This window comes from Rhizobium sp. SG_E_25_P2, assembly GCF_029892285.1.
In the GTDB taxonomy this organism is placed as follows: Bacteria; Pseudomonadota; Alphaproteobacteria; order Rhizobiales; family Rhizobiaceae; genus Rhizobium_E.
This window is the reverse complement of record NZ_JARXVM010000021.1, coordinates 1-14,356: the sequence shown is the minus strand read 5'-3', so window position 1 is coordinate 14,356 and position 14,356 is coordinate 1. Positions and strand designations below refer to the sequence as shown.

Annotated in this window: 12 protein-coding genes; all 12 read left to right on the top strand. The window is 62.9% G+C overall.

Going from position 1 to position 14,356, the window contains the following annotated elements; genetic code table 11:
* The first annotated feature begins 323 nt into the window (after positions 1-323).
* The 12 genes from mraZ to murB all read left to right on the top strand — a co-directional run bounded on the left by mraZ (position 324) and on the right by murB (position 14,208).
* Complete coding sequence (mraZ, locus tag M2360_RS23015; RefSeq protein WP_280777727.1) at positions 324-761, top strand: division/cell wall cluster transcriptional repressor MraZ; 438 nt, start codon at positions 324-326, stop codon at positions 759-761.
* 20 nt (positions 762-781) lie between these two features.
* Complete coding sequence (rsmH, locus tag M2360_RS23010) at positions 782-1,804, top strand: 16S rRNA (cytosine(1402)-N(4))-methyltransferase RsmH (protein WP_280777726.1); 1,023 nt, start codon at positions 782-784, stop codon at positions 1,802-1,804.
* A 1-nt stretch (position 1,805) separates the two neighbouring features.
* On the top strand, positions 1,806-2,210 hold the full coding sequence (locus M2360_RS23005; RefSeq protein ID WP_280777725.1) for a hypothetical protein: 405 nt from the start codon (positions 1,806-1,808) through the stop codon (positions 2,208-2,210).
* Positions 2,210-3,964 carry a penicillin-binding protein 2 gene (locus M2360_RS23000; RefSeq protein ID WP_280777724.1) on the top strand — a complete coding sequence of 585 codons (1,755 nt, stop codon included), beginning with the start codon at positions 2,210-2,212 and terminating at the stop codon, positions 3,962-3,964. Before M2360_RS23005 ends, M2360_RS23000 begins: the two co-directional genes overlap by 1 nt.
* Before the next feature lie 54 nt (positions 3,965-4,018).
* Positions 4,019-5,464, top strand: coding sequence for a UDP-N-acetylmuramoyl-L-alanyl-D-glutamate--2,6-diaminopimelate ligase (locus tag M2360_RS22995; protein ID WP_280777723.1), 1,446 nt, complete (start codon positions 4,019-4,021; stop codon positions 5,462-5,464).
* A 3-nt stretch (positions 5,465-5,467) separates the two neighbouring features.
* On the top strand, positions 5,468-6,889 hold the full coding sequence (locus tag M2360_RS22990) for a UDP-N-acetylmuramoylalanyl-D-glutamyl-2,6-diaminopimelate--D-alanyl-D-alanine ligase (protein ID WP_280777722.1): 1,422 nt from the start codon (positions 5,468-5,470) through the stop codon (positions 6,887-6,889).
* 20 nt (positions 6,890-6,909) lie between these two features.
* Positions 6,910-8,010: a phospho-N-acetylmuramoyl-pentapeptide-transferase gene (mraY, locus tag M2360_RS22985; RefSeq protein WP_280777721.1), complete on the top strand. Its 1,101-nt coding sequence runs from the start codon at positions 6,910-6,912 to the stop codon at positions 8,008-8,010.
* 7 nt (positions 8,011-8,017) lie between these two features.
* Positions 8,018-9,418: a UDP-N-acetylmuramoyl-L-alanine--D-glutamate ligase gene (gene murD / locus M2360_RS22980; protein ID WP_280777720.1), complete on the top strand. Its 1,401-nt coding sequence runs from the start codon at positions 8,018-8,020 to the stop codon at positions 9,416-9,418.
* Between the two features lie 135 nt (positions 9,419-9,553).
* Positions 9,554-10,708 (top strand): putative lipid II flippase FtsW, encoded by a 1,155-nt coding sequence (ftsW, locus tag M2360_RS22975; protein WP_280777719.1) that lies wholly within the window; start codon positions 9,554-9,556, stop codon positions 10,706-10,708.
* Between the two features lie 4 nt (positions 10,709-10,712).
* A complete protein-coding gene (gene murG, locus M2360_RS22970) occupies positions 10,713-11,837 on the top strand; it encodes an undecaprenyldiphospho-muramoylpentapeptide beta-N-acetylglucosaminyltransferase (protein WP_280777718.1) in 1,125 nt (374 codons plus the stop codon).
* Positions 11,834-13,249, top strand: coding sequence for a UDP-N-acetylmuramate--L-alanine ligase (gene murC, locus M2360_RS22965; RefSeq protein WP_280777717.1), 1,416 nt, complete (start codon positions 11,834-11,836; stop codon positions 13,247-13,249). Before murG ends, murC begins: the two co-directional genes overlap by 4 nt.
* Entirely contained in the window at positions 13,246-14,208 is a 963-nt protein-coding gene (gene murB / locus M2360_RS22960) for a UDP-N-acetylmuramate dehydrogenase (RefSeq protein WP_280777716.1), read from the top strand. Before murC ends, murB begins: the two co-directional genes overlap by 4 nt.
* The last annotated feature ends 148 nt before the right edge of the window (positions 14,209-14,356 follow it).

Below are 14,356 nucleotides of genomic sequence, written 5' to 3'. Positions count from 1 at the left end.
TTCACGTTCGAGGAAGGGGACGCCATCCCCTTCCTCAGGGCATTTCTCAACCTTTCGTTAAACTTAACAGCTTATGAATGGGAGACCGGCCTCCCGTTCGCGGGCGACCCAGTCCCATTGACGCCCATATGGTCCCATGCTATCCCAAAAGCGCACTGAAAAAGGGCGACAGACAGCCCGCTTCAAGACTGGTGCAGACCGGTGGGATCATCCTTCCGGCCTGGGCGCAAAAGCGAGACAGGACCTCTCTTTCGCGTTCAAAATCAAGTGGATGACGGCTTCGCTCAACGTTGCTCGTTTTCTGGAAGCGGAAGTATTGCGTCATGAGCCGGTTCCTTTCCAATGCGACGAACAAGGTCGACGCCAAGGGGCGGGTCTCTGTGCCATCCTCCTTTCGCGCCGTGCTTGCCGCGCAGGGCGTGGAGGAGCTCTACGGCTTTCAGGATTTCCACTATCCGGCGATCAATGTCGGGGGACCCGACCTGCTGGCGCGCTTAGAAAGGCGTCTTCAGGACATGGATCCCTTTGCGCCGGAAGCAAACCGGATGTCGCTGCTCATTCATGGCGGCGGCGTTCATATGAAGCTCGATACGGAGGGTCGCCTGATGGTCACGGATTTCATCCGGGCCTATACGGGGATCGAAAACGAGGCGACGTTCGTCGGTCGGGCGGATTTCTTTCAGCTGTGGCGGCCGGATCAGTTCCTGGCCGCGCAGAATGCGGCGAGACTGGAGTTGCGGGGCGAAAGCCGCGGCTCCTGATGGTGCGGGGTGACAGGACGATGACGGATCATGGCAACGGAGCGGACGATGCCATTGGCGGACCGATGCGTCATATCCCGGTCATGTTGTCCGAGGTGCTCGCGCATCTCGGGGCGGAGCAAGGACGCGCCATTCTCGACGGCACATTCGGGGCCGGCGGCTATAGCCGGGCCATTCTAGGGACGGGCGCGACGGTGATCGCGCTCGATCGCGACCCCTCGGCGATCGCCGGGGGGCAGGGGTTGCTCGCGGAATATCCTGACCGCTTCAGCCTGCATCACACCAATTTCGGCAAGCTCGACAACTTCGCGCCCGAAGGCGGGCTCGACGGCGTCGTACTCGATATCGGCGTCTCCTCGATGCAGATCGACGAGGCCGATCGCGGCTTTTCCTTCCAGCGGAATGGTCCGCTCGACATGCGCATGTCGGGCGCGGGCGTCAGCGCCGCCGATGTGGTCAATCGCGCCAAGGTCAACGACCTCATCCGCATTTTCTCCTTCCTCGGCGAAGAGCGCCAGGCGGGCCGCATCGCCCACGCCATCGACAAGAAGCGGCTGGATAAGCCGTTCGAGACCACGCGCGATCTCGCGGGCCTTATCGAAATCGTCACGCCCCGCAAGATGACCGACAAGATCCATCCGGCGACCCGCGTCTTCCAGGCGTTGCGCGTCTTCGTCAACAACGAGCTCGGCGAACTGGTCTCGGCGCTGTTTGCCGCCGAACGCGCGCTGAAACCCGGCGGCCGGCTGGTCGTCGTCACCTTCCATTCGCTGGAGGACCGCATCGCCAAGCGCTTCTTTGCCGATCGCGCCGGCAAGGCGTCGGGATCGCGGCATCTGCCCGAGATTGCGGCGGCGCCGGTGATCTTCAAGCCCGAGCCGAAACAGGCGGTGCAGGCGAGCGAGGCCGAGGCGGAGGTCAATCCGCGCGCCCGCTCCGCCAAGCTGCGCTGCGGCGTCCGCACCGAGGCCAAAGCCGGCAAGCCGGACGCCTCGATCTTTGATCTGCCGCAACTCGCCGACATCGAACGACTGAGGGGCTGACATGCTGCGCACGCTGGATATTCTGTTGATCGTGATCATGACGGCGGTGGCGACCATCACCTATACGATCAAGCATCGCGCCGAGGAAAAGCTTGAGGAAGTGCGCAAACTTGAGGCCAATATCCGGCTGGAAAAAGATACGATCGACCTGTTGCGCGCCGATTGGGCGCTGCTGACCCAGCCCGCCCGGCTTGAAAAACTCATCGCGCTCTATCAGGAAGAGCTGAAGCTGCAGCCGACCGACACGACGCAGATGGTGCAGCCGGTGGAGCTGCCGATGTTGAAGGCGGATCTGCCGCCCGTCGAGGAGGCCGACGCCAAGGACGACAAGAAGACCGGCGACAAGGCGGCCTCCGCCTCGAAGTCGAAGACGGACGACATCAAGACAGGATCGGTGGCGCGCTAATGTCCTTCCTTTCCCGCATTATGGTATTGAAAAGCAAGGCGCATTTCAGCGCCGGGTCGCGCGGTTTCGAGGCCGAGAATGGCCAGATTTTCCAGGGGGTGCGCAAGACCACCGGTCAACAGGCCAGAAGCCGCATCGCCATCATGATCGGCGCCTTCACGCTGGTCTACGCCATTATCGGCGGCCGTCTGGTCTATTACGGCATGACGCCGCCCGAAATGGTGTCGTCGATCCGTCCCGCCGACAATCAGGTCGCGTCGCGGCCCGACATTCTCGACCGCAACGGCGAAATTCTCGCGACCGATGTCCGCACCGTGTCGCTGTTCGCCGAGCCGCACAAGATCGTCGATCCCGACGAGGCGGTGGAGTTGCTGTCCACCGTATTGCCCAATCTCGACCGCAAGGCGATCTATAAGAAGCTGACCGGCAATTCCCGCTTCCAGTGGCTACAGCGTCAGCTGACGCCCAAGCAGCAAAGCGAAATCCTGTCGCTTGGCATTCCCGGCGTTGGCTTCCGTCCCGCCAAGCGGCGTTTCTATCCGGCGGGCGATGCTGCGGCCCATGTGGTCGGCTATGTCAATATCGACAATCGCGGCGTCGCGGGCATGGAGAAATATCTCGACAATCAGGGTCTGGCCGATCTTGCCGCCATCGGCATGACCAGCACCTCGGAATTGGAGCCGGTCAAGCTGTCGATCGATCTTCGTGTGCAAAACATCGTGCATGACGAAATCAAGCGCGGTCTTGCTGATTTCGACGCCATCGCCGCGGGCGCCGTCGTGCTCGACGTCAATACCGGCGAAGTGCTGGGCATGGCCTCCGCCCCCGATTTCGATCCCAACAATCCCGGCGAAACCATCGATCTCAAGACCAAGAGCGGTATGAACCGCATGTCTGGCGGAGTGTTTGAAATGGGCTCGACCTTCAAGGCCTTTACCACGGCCATGGCGCTCGATTCCGGCAAAGTGTCGATGAACGACACGTTCGATGCGCGCAAGCCGCTCTATATCGGCGGCTTCACCATTCACGATTTCCACGCCACGCGCCGCATCCTGTCGGTGCGCGACGTCTTCCTCCATTCCTCCAATATCGGCTCGGCCCGCATGGCCGACGCCGTGGGCGTGGAGGGGCATAGAGAGTTCCTGACCCGGCTCGGCCTGCTGACCCGTATGGACACCGAATTGCCGGAAGTGGTCCCGCCGTCGCAGCCCAAAACCTGGAAGAAGATCACGTCGATGACGGTGGCTTTCGGCCATGGTGTGTCGACCACGCCCTTGCAGACGGCGGTGGCGGGCGCGGCGCTGATGAATGGCGGCAAGCTGCTGCCGCCGACCTTTCTGCTGCGAGACCAGGAAAAGGCCAACGAGATCGCCAAGGTGGTGGTCAACGAGCGCACGGTGGAAAACATGCGCACTCTGTTCCGCGCCAATGTGCTCGATGGTTCCGGCCGCCGCGCCAACATTGCCGGCTTCAATGTCGGCGGCAAGACCGGCACGGCGGAAAAGGTCGTTAATGGCCGATATGCGGGCAATGTGCGTTTCAATGCGTTTCTGTCCGCTTTCCCGGTCGACAATCCGAAATATGTGGTGTTGTCCATCGTCGACGAGCCCAAAAAGCCCTATAAAGGCTGTGGCGTCACCGCAGGCTGCAATGCCGGTGTGATCGCTGGCAACATCATCCGCCGGGCCGGCGCGCTTCTGGGCGTCAAGCCCAAGTTCGGCCCTGACGGAAATGCCTTGCTTGTGTCTTATTGAGCGGCATAAACGAACCCAAGGAATCGTTTCGATAAAGAAAAGCGAGGGGGCGACATGAAACTCGGCGATGTGCTTCACAGCGCAGGCGTGCGCATAGACGGCGCTGCGGCTCAAATCGACATTACCGGCGTGACGTCCGACAGCCGGCAGGTGAAGCCGGGTGATCTGTTCGTGGCGCTGTCGGGCGTCAAGACCGATGGCGGAAAGTTCATCGGCGACGCCGAGGCGAAGGGCGCCGCCGCCATTCTCGTGCAAACGGGCGCTTCGGCCTCTTCGACGCTGCCGGTGATCGTCTCGGACGATCCTCGTCGCGCCCTGGCATTGGCTGCGGCTGCACTTCATCCCGGCCAGCCGGACACCATGGTCGCCGTGACCGGAACCGCCGGCAAGACCTCCGTGGCATCCTTCACCCGTCAGATCTGGGCGCATGCCGGTCTTGCCGCCGCGCAGATCGGCACCACAGGCGTCATCGCTCCGGGCCGTATCGACGAGGGGTCGCTGACCACGCCCGATCCGGTGACGCTGCAGAAACTGCTGGCGGAATTGAAGGGCGAGGGCGTGACCCATGCCGCCATGGAAGCGTCCAGCCACGGCCTTGACCAGCGTCGTCTTGATGGCGTCACGCTTTCCGCCGCAGCCTTCACCAATCTCGGCCGCGACCATCTCGATTATCATCCGACGATGGAGGAATATTTCGCCTGCAAGATGCGCCTGTTTGATACGCTGATGGCCAAGGGCGCGCCGGCGGTGATCTTTTCCGACGACGAATGGTCGGACAAAGCCGCGACAGCGGCGCGCAAGGCGGGTCTCGATGTGCGCAAGGTTGGCCGTTTTGGCGATTATCTGGTGCTGAAGCGGGTCGAACACTATCGGGACAAGCAGGTGGCTGAAATCCATTTCGGCGACGCCATCTACGAGATCCATCTGCCGCTGGCCGGCGATTTCCAGATCGCCAATGCGCTGGTGTCGCTGGGGCTTGCGTTGTCGACGGGGGCGGATCAGGAAAAGGCCTTCGACGCGCTCGATCATCTGAAAGGCGCGCCGGGACGGCTGGAACTGGTCGGCAAGACCACAGATGGCGCGCTGTGCTATGTCGATTACGCCCATAAGCCGGATGCGCTGGCCAATGTCCTGACCTCGGTGCGTCCCTTCACCACCGGCCGCGTCGTGACCGTGGTCGGCTGCGGCGGCGACCGCGACAAGGGCAAGCGCCCGATCATGGGCGAGGTGGCGACGCGACTGTCGGATGTGGTGATCGTCACCGACGACAATCCGCGCAGCGAAGACCCGGCTACGATCCGTTCTGAGATCATGGCCGCGGCCCCCGGCGCGATCGAGATCGGCGACCGGCATGAAGCGATCCGCCACGCCGTCTCGTTGCTGGCTGCGGGCGACACGCTGATCGTCGCCGGCAAGGGGCATGAGGAAGGGCAGAAGATCGGCAATGTCGTGCTGCCCTTTTCCGATCACGAGGAAATCCGCAACGCGCTCAAAGGATAATCCATGGCCTATCTCTGGACCAGCGAAGCCCTGATCGCCGCCACCAATGGCCGGCCGCGCGGGACCATGCCCGCAGGCATCACCGGAATTTCAATCGACTCCAGGGCGATCCAGCCGGGCGAAGCCTTCTTCGCCATCAAGGGCGATCGCGTCGACGGGCATGACTACGCCAATATCGCCGCCGCCCATGGCGCGGCGCTGCTGGTTGTGAGTGAAGGCAGGTTGCCGGCGCTGGGCGCGGTCAGTGCGCCAATGCTGGTGGTGCCCGATGTGCTGGAAGCCATGGAAAAGCTGGGCCGGGCCGCGCGCGACCGTTCGGCTGCGCGCATCATCGCCGTCACCGGCTCGGTCGGCAAGACCACGACCAAGGACATGCTGCGCCAGGTGCTGAGCGCGGCAGGCAAGGTGCATTATTCGCCTGCTTCCTTCAACAATCACTGGGGCGTGCCGCTGACGCTTGCCCGCATGCCGGCGGATGTCGACTATGGCGTCTTCGAAATCGGCATGAACCATCCCGATGAGATCCGGCCTCTGGTGAAAATGGTGCGGCCGCATGTGGCGATCGTCACCACGATCGCCGCCGCCCATCTCGGCAATTTCTCCGGCCTCGACGAGATCGCCCGCGCCAAGGCGGAAATCTTTGAGGGGGTGACGGAAAACGGGGCTGCGCTGATCAATCGCGACATCGAGCAGTTCGAACTGCTCGACCAGTTGGCGGCCGAGGCCCATGTGGCCCACAGCTATTCCTTCGGCGCCCACCCCAAGGCGGATTTCCGTTTGGTCGATTATCAGCAGGAAGATGATCATGGCGTGTTCTGGGCCATCATCGCCGGCCGGACCATTGAAGTCGTGCTTCAGGCGCCGGGCCGGCATATCGCCGAAAACGCGCTTGCCGTGCTTGCCGCCTCCTATCTCGCCGGCGCCGATCTCGACACAGTCGTCTCGGCTTTTTCGGGCGTTTCCGCCGGCAAGGGCCGCGGCGCCCGCAGCCGGTTGATGCTGCCCGGCGGCGCCTTCACCCTGATCGACGAAAGCTACAACGCCAACCCGGCCTCGATGCGGGCGGCGATCGCGCTTCTGGGCGCGGCCAGGCCCGAGGAGGCCGGTCGCCGTATCGCCGTGCTCGGCGACATGTTGGAGATGGGGGACTATTCTGCGCAGGTGCATGCCGATCTCGCCCTGCCCATTGGCGCCGAGCCGATCGATGCGGTATGGCTCGCCGGTCCCGACATGGCCTATTTGCGCGACGCTCTTGGCGATGACCGCGCGGTGCTCTATTGGCCCACGGTGGATGAAATGAAGGCCCATGTGGTCGATAATGTCAGGCCGGGCGACGTGGTGATGATCAAGTCGTCGAATGGCTCGGGATGCGGGCGGATCGTCGCTGCGCTGATGGAACAATATCCGGCGTCGGCGTCGGCTTAAGGACAGAAGGAAAAGCGCGGATGCTGTTGTGGCTGGTGGAGCTCTCGGATCACCTGCAGGTGTTCAACCTGTTTCGGTACATCACCTTCAGGGCGGGAGCCGCGCTCTTCACCTCGGCGCTGATTGTGTTCTTCTTCGGGCCGAAGATCATCGACTCGCTGCGCGTCCGTCAGGGCAAGGGCCAGCCGATCCGCGCCGACGGGCCGCAGACCCATTTCAAGAAGGCCGGCACGCCCACGATGGGCGGGTTGATGATCCTCGCCTCCGTCGTCGCCTCGTCGCTGCTCTGGGCCGATCTCGGCAATGTCTATGTGGTCAGCTGCCTTTTGGTGATGCTCGGCTTCGGACTGATCGGCTTTTATGACGACTATCTCAAGGTCACCAAGCAGTCGACGGCGGGCTTTTCCGGCCGCATGCGCCTGCTGGCGGAATTCGTGATCGCCGGCATCGCGGTGTTTTTCATGATGCTGGCGGCGAAAGCGGCTGGCCCGAGCGGTAGCGATATCGCCTCTGCGATCGCCTTTCCGTTCTTCAAGGATCTGCTGATCGATCTCGGCTGGTTCTTCATCGTCTTCGGCGCTTTCGTCATTGTCGCGGCGGGCAACGCGGTCAACTTCACCGATGGTCTCGACGGTCTCGCCATCGTGCCGGTGATGATCGCCTCGGCGTCCTTCGGCGCCATCGCCTATCTGGTCGGCAACGCCGTATTCGCCAATTACCTGCAGGTCAATTTCGTGCCGGGCACGGGTGAATTGACCGTGGTGGTCGCAACCGTCATTGGCGCGGGCCTCGGCTTTCTATGGTTCAACGCGCCGCCGGCCGCGATCTTCATGGGCGACACCGGCTCGCTCTCTCTGGGCGGCCTGATCGGCTCGATCGCCGTCGCCACCAAGCATGAGATCGTCATGGCGATCATCGGCGGCGTCTTCGTCATGGAAACCCTGTCGGTGATCATTCAGGTCGGCAGCTTCAAGCTCACCGGCAAGCGCGTGTTCCTGATGGCGCCGATCCACCACCATTTTGAGAAGAAGGGCTGGACGGAGAGCCAGGTGGTGATCCGCTTCTGGATCATTTCGGTGATCCTGGCGCTGGTTGGTCTGTCCACGCTGAAAATCCGCTGAGGCCGTCATGATCCCGGTCACCACCTTCAAGAACCGTCGCGTCGCTTTGTTCGGCCTCGGCGGCTCGGGCCTCGCCACCGCCGAAGCCCTGATCGCTGGCGGCGCAGACGTCACCGCTTGGGACGACAATCCCGACAGTGTCGACAAGGCGCGGAGCCGCGGCGTTGGAACTGGCGATCTGCGCCAGGCCGACTGGTCGAAATTCACAACCTTTGTGCTGTCGCCGGGCGTGCCGCTCACCCATCCCAAGCCGCATTGGACGGTGGAACTCGCCCGCGCCGCTGGCGTCGAGGTGATCGGCGATGTTGAACTTTTCGTGCGCCAGCGTCGGGCGGATGCGCCGGATTGCCCGTTCATCGCTATCACCGGCACGAATGGAAAATCGACCACCACAGCGCTGATCGCCCATATTCTTCGCGCGTCGGGCCGCGATACGCAGCTTGGCGGCAATATCGGCACGGCGGTGCTGACGCTCGATCCGCCGGCTGCCAACCGCTTTTTCGTGATCGAATGCTCGTCCTATCAGATCGATCTCGCCCCGACGATCAATCCCACCGCCGGCATCCTGCTCAACCTGACGCCAGATCATCTCGACCGTCACGGAACGATGCAGCATTACGCCGACGTCAAGGAGAGGCTGGTCGCCGGCGCCCGCAACGCTATTGTCGGCGTCGATGACAGTTTTTGCAGCCTGATCTCCGACCGGGTTGAGATGGCGGGCGTGGCGGTCACCCGCATTTCCCGTCGTCAGGCGCTGGAGCATGGTCTCTATGCCGAGGGCTCGGCGATCATGGCCGCCGACAACAGCGGCGCGCGTCTCATCGCCGATCTCGACGGTATCCAGACGCTACGCGGCGGCCACAACGCCCAGAATGCGGCCGCGGCCATCGGCGCCTGCCTGGCGGTCGGCGTCAGCGAAGATGAAATCCGCGAAGGGCTCCGATCTTTCCCGGGTCTCAAGCATCGCATGCAGCCCATCGCCCGCAAAGGCGGCGTCACCTTCGTCAACGACTCCAAGGCGACGAATGCGGAAGCCGCCGCGCCGGCATTGTCCAGCTATGAGAAGATCTACTGGATCGCCGGCGGCCTGCCCAAGGAGGGCGGCATCGCCGCCTTGAAGCCGCTGTTTTCGCGGGTCGCCAAGGCCTATCTGATCGGCGAGGCCGCGCCGCAATTCGCCGCCACGCTCGGCAATGACGTGGCCTACGAGATTTCAGGAACGCTCGAACGGGCGGTGACGCATGCCGCCCAGGATGCTGCGGCTGTTGACGGCGCCGTGGTGATGCTGTCGCCGGCCTGCGCGAGTTTCGACCAGTTCAAGAATTTCGAGGTGCGCGGCGATCGCTTCGTCACGCTCGTCTCCGAACTCGACGGCGTCGAAATGCTGGTGCCGGTCTCCGGCGGCTGAAACCTTCAGCCTCTCACAGGGTTCGGGGCGTAAGCTCCGATCCTTGTTGATCCGCAGCGCGTGGTTAATGACAAATTAAGAGATTCGCCTGCATTCTCGCGGGAAAAATCCATTGCGGCACGAAGAGGTGATTTGATGGTGAGCAGAGCTGAGCGCGGGCCCTTGGCCGAATGGTTCTGGACGATCGATCGCTTGTTCCTCGCGGTGTTCGTGCTGTTGCTCGGCATCGGCTTCATGCTGTCCTTCGCCGCGTCTCCGGCGGTTGCCGAGCGCATCGGGCTCGACCAGTTCCATTTCGTCGAGCGTCACGGCCTGTTCATGCTGCCGTCGCTGGCGGTGATGTTTGGCCTGTCCTTCCTGTCGCCGCGCCAGGTGCGCCGCGTCGCCATGATCATGCTGATCGGCGCTTTGGTGGCCATGGTGCTGGTGCTGTTCATCGGCATGGAAGTGAAGGGCTCGCGGCGCTGGATCAGCATTTCGTTTCTGTCGATCCAGCCATCGGAATTCATGAAGCCGGCATTCGTGGTGGTCTGCGCCTGGCTGTTCGCGGAAAACCAGAAACAGCCCGACATTCCGGGAAATTTGTTCGCCATGATGCTGTTCGTGATTGTGGCGGCGCTGCTGGTGTCCGAGCCAGACCTCGGTCAGACCATTCTGACCTCGGCCGTCTGGGGTTCGATGTTTTTCATGGCGGGCATGCCTTGGTTCTGGATCGCACTGATGGCGATTGGCGCGGCGGGCGGCCTGTTCGTCGCTTATACGGTGCTGCCGCATGCCGCCCAGCGCATCAACCAGTTCCTGACCGGCGAGGGCAACACGTTCCAGGTCGACACCGCCCATGACGCCATCGTGCGCGGCGGCTGGTTCGGCATGGGTCCGGGCGAAGGTGTCGTCAAGCGCATCCTGCCCGACAGCCATACCGACTTCGTGTTTTCGGTGGCGGCGGAAGAATTCGGCGTGGTGTTCTGCATCGCGCTGGTGTCGCTCTACATGTTTGTGGTCATGCGCGGGCTTTCCCATGCCCGCGGCGACCGCAATGATTTCACTCGTTTCGCCGTGGCGGGCCTCGTGCTGCAGATCGGTTTCCAGTCGATCATCAATATCGGCGTCAATCTTCAGCTCCTGCCCGCGAAAGGCATGACGCTGCCGCTGATTTCCTATGGCGGTTCCTCGCAGATTGCCATATGCGTGACCGCCGGTTTCGTTCTCGCCTTGACGCGCCAACGGCCGGAAAAGCGCGCGCAGGAGCGCAGCCTGTTCCGCGTACCGACTTTGGCGCCTGCGGAGTAAAATGATGAGCAAGGGCATTATCGCTCTGGCTGCCGGGGGAACCGGCGGCCATCTGTTTCCGGCCGAAGCGTTGGGCCATGCGCTTCGGGCGCGCGGCTATTCCGTGCATCTGGTCACCGACAGCCGCGCCGAACGCTTTGCCGGCAAGTTTCCCGCCGACGAGATCCATGTCGTGCCTTCGGCCACCTTCGCCTCCAAGACGCCTTATGCGATCCTGAAGACCGGTTGGACGCTGTGGACGGGCATGCGCAAGGCGAAAGCGCTGTTTCAGCGCATCAAGCCGCTGGCGGTTGTCGGCTTCGGCGGCTATCCGACCGCGCCGCCTCTGATGGCGGCCTCCGGCCTCGGCATTCCCACGCTCATCCACGAGCAGAACGCGGTCATGGGCCGCGCCAACAAGAAGCTCGCGCCGCGTGTCGACGCCATCGCCGGCGGCTTTCTGCCGGAGAATAACGGCGCTTATGCCGCCAAGACGCTGGTGACTGGCAATCCGGTGCGGCCGGGCGTCATTGCTGCGGCGTCCCAATCCTATCAGCCGTCCTATGGCGACGATCCGTTCGAACTGCTGGTTTTCGGCGGCAGCCAGGGCGCGCAGTTCTTCTCCAAGGCCATTCCCTCGGCCATCTGCCTGATCGATGAGGCGCAGCGCGCGCGGCTTCGCATCGTTCAGCAGGCCCGGCCAGAGGATAAGGACGCGGTTGCGGCAGCCTACGCCAAGCTCAATTTGCCGGCCGAGGTTGCGCCCTTCTTCAGTGACATGCCGGAAAAGATCTCCAGGGCGCATCTGGTGTTCTGCCGTTCCGGCGCCTCCACCGTCTCGGAACTCGCCGTCATCGGCCGTCCGGCCGTGCTTGTGCCTTATCCCTATGCACTCGACCATGACCAGGCCGCCAATGCCGCAGCGCTGAAGGCCAAGGGCGGCGCCGAGGTGATCGCGCAGGCGGAACTGACGCCGGAGCGCATTGCGCAAATCATCACTGCCGCCATGGCCGAGCCGGACAGGCTCGCCGCCATGGCGAGCGCCGCCCGCCAGACGGGCAAGCCGCAAGCCGCTGACACGCTCGCCGATCTGGTCGAAGCGATCGCGAAGGGCGAGACGGTTTCAGACTTCAAAGGGGTTCACGCATGAAAATGCCCAAGAGCATCGGGCTCGTCCACTTCATCGGCATCGGCGGCATCGGCATGAGCGGCATCGCCGAGGTGCTGCATAATCTCGGCCACAAGGTGCAGGGATCGGACCAGGCTGACAGCGCCAATGTGCAGCGCCTTCGCGCCAAGGGCATCGATGTCTTTGTCGGCCACAAGGCCGACAATCTCGGCGAGGCCGAGGTGGTGGTGGTGTCGACCGCCATCAAGAAAAACAATCCTGAACTGATCGCCGCGCGCGAGAAGCTGCTGCCGGTCGTCCGCCGCGCCGAAATGCTGGCCGAACTCATGCGCTTCCGCAACGCCATCGCCATTGGCGGCACGCATGGCAAGACGACGACCACCTCGATGGTCGGCACGCTGCTCGAGGCCGGCGGGCTGGACCCGACCGTGATCAATGGCGGCATCATCAACGCTTACGGCACCAATGCCCGCATGGGCGCGGGCGAGTGGATGGTGGTGGAGGCTGACGAATCCGACGGCACCTTCCTCAAGCTGCCTGCCGACGTCGCCGTGGTCACCAATATCGATCCGGAACATCTCGACCATTACGGAACCTTCGACAATGCCCGCGCCGCCTTCCGGCAGTTCGTGGAGAATGTGCCGTTCTACGGCTTCGGCGTCATGTGCCTCGACCATCCCGAAGTGCAGACCATGGTCTCCAAGATCGAGGACCGCAAGGTCATCACCTATGGCGAAAACCCGCAGGCCGATGTGCGCTTCCTCAATCTGCGCTACGAAGGCGCGATCTCGATCTTCGACGTGGTCATTCGCCGCCGCCGCACCGGCCAGGTGATCGAGATGAACGGGCTGAGGCTGCCGATGCCGGGCCGGCACAATGTGTCCAACGCCACCGCCGCGATCGCTGTCGCCCACCGTCTGGGCATGAGCGAAGAGGCGATCGCCAGGGGGCTCGCGAGCTTCGGCGGCGTCAAGCGTCGCTTCACACATACCGGCGAATGGAACGGCGTGCAGGTGTTCGACGATTACGGACATCACCCGGTCGAGATCAAGGCGGTGCTGAAAGCCGCCCGCGACACCTGCAAGGGCCGCATCATCGCCATCCATCAGCCGCATCGCTATAGCCGAGTCCACAGTCTTTTCGAGGATTTTGCCGCCTGTTTCAACGATGCCGACACGATTTTCATTGCGCCGATTTATTCGGCGGGCGAAGATCCAATCGATGGAGTCACGGCTGAAGAGCTGGTGTCTCGCATCAAATCCGGCGGCCACCGCGACGCGCGCTTCCTGTCTTCTCCGGATGCGCTCGCGCCTTTCGTGGCGTCGCTGGCCGAGCCTGGCGATTTCGTCGTCCTGCTCGGGGCCGGAAGCATCACAAATTGGGCCGCGGCGCTCCCCAAGGAACTCGCGTCCCTGTCAGGAAAGAAGGCATGAAGCAGGTAGATGGCAAGAAGCTGCTGGCCGAACTCGGCAGCGCGATCCAGGATGTCCGGGGTAGGCTGACCCCAGACGCGCCGATGGACCGGGTGACGTGGTTCCGCGCCGGCGGTCTGGCGGAACTGATGTTCCAGCCGCATGACGTGGACGATCTCGTCACTTTTCTCAAGGCGCTGCCGGATGAGGTGCCGCTGACGGTGGTCGGCGTCGGCTCCAATCTTCTGGTCCGCGATGGCGGGGTCAGGGGCGTGGTGCTGCGTCTGTCGGCCAAGGGTTTCGGCGATGTCGAACTGGCGGGCGAGAACCGCATCCGCGCCGGCGCGATCTGCCCGGACAAGAATCTCGCCGCCATGGCGCTCGATCACGGCATTGGCGGGTTTGCCTTCTATTACGGCATTCCCGGCTCTATCGGCGGGGCGTTGCGCATGAACGCCGGCGCCAATGGGGCGGAAACGCGCGAACGCCTGGTCGAGATCGAGGCTGTGACCCGCAAGGGCGAGCGCGTGACGCTCTCCAATGCCGAGATGAATTACAGCTATCGCCATTCTGCGCCGCCGGAAGGGCTGATCTTCACCCATGGGGTCTTTCAAGGCTATGCCGAGGACAAGACCAAGATCCGCGCCGACATGGACGCCGTGCGCCATCACCGCGAAACGGTGCAGCCGGTGCAGGAAAAGACCGGCGGCTCGACCTTCAAGAACCCGGAGGGCCATTCGGCCTGGAAGCTGATCGACGAAGCAGGCTGCCGCGGACTGCAGATCGGCGGCGCGCAGATGTCGCCGTTGCACTGCAATTTCATGATCAATATCGGTCAGGCGACCGCCCACGATCTCGAAAAGCTCGGCGAAATCGTCCGCCAGCGCGTCTATGAGAATTCCGGCGTGCTGCTGGAATGGGAAATCAAGCGTATTGGCAATTTCATGCCGGGTTATGAAGTGATGGCCTTCGCGCCGTGAGGCGGCTCACAGATGTCGTCAAAGACAAAAGGGCCGTGTATGGCCCTTTTTTATTATGAAGTAAATAAACCTCCACCTACGGTGGAGGACTGGACGAGTTCTACATAGTAGTTGAGAGACCTCTGGCTTGGACCGTTAGATTGTGCGG

Bases quoted from the DNA above. Each gene is read 5' to 3' on its own strand.
- mraZ (WP_280777727.1), top strand. From the start codon at position 324: ATGAGCCGGTTCCTTTCCAATGCGACGAACAAGGTCGACGCCAAGGGG.
- rsmH (WP_280777726.1), top strand. From the start codon at position 782: ATGACGGATCATGGCAACGGAGCGGACGATGCCATTGGCGGACCGATG.
- M2360_RS23005 (WP_280777725.1), top strand. From the start codon at position 1,806: ATGCTGCGCACGCTGGATATTCTGTTGATCGTGATCATGACGGCGGTG.
- M2360_RS23000 (WP_280777724.1), top strand. From the start codon at position 2,210: ATGTCCTTCCTTTCCCGCATTATGGTATTGAAAAGCAAGGCGCATTTC.
- M2360_RS22995 (WP_280777723.1), top strand. From the start codon at position 4,019: ATGAAACTCGGCGATGTGCTTCACAGCGCAGGCGTGCGCATAGACGGC.
- M2360_RS22990 (WP_280777722.1), top strand. From the start codon at position 5,468: ATGGCCTATCTCTGGACCAGCGAAGCCCTGATCGCCGCCACCAATGGC.
- mraY (WP_280777721.1), top strand. From the start codon at position 6,910: ATGCTGTTGTGGCTGGTGGAGCTCTCGGATCACCTGCAGGTGTTCAAC.
- murD (WP_280777720.1), top strand. From the start codon at position 8,018: ATGATCCCGGTCACCACCTTCAAGAACCGTCGCGTCGCTTTGTTCGGC.
- ftsW (WP_280777719.1), top strand. From the start codon at position 9,554: ATGGTGAGCAGAGCTGAGCGCGGGCCCTTGGCCGAATGGTTCTGGACG.
- murG (WP_280777718.1), top strand. From the start codon at position 10,713: ATGAGCAAGGGCATTATCGCTCTGGCTGCCGGGGGAACCGGCGGCCAT.
- murC (WP_280777717.1), top strand. From the start codon at position 11,834: ATGAAAATGCCCAAGAGCATCGGGCTCGTCCACTTCATCGGCATCGGC.
- murB (WP_280777716.1), top strand. From the start codon at position 13,246: ATGAAGCAGGTAGATGGCAAGAAGCTGCTGGCCGAACTCGGCAGCGCG.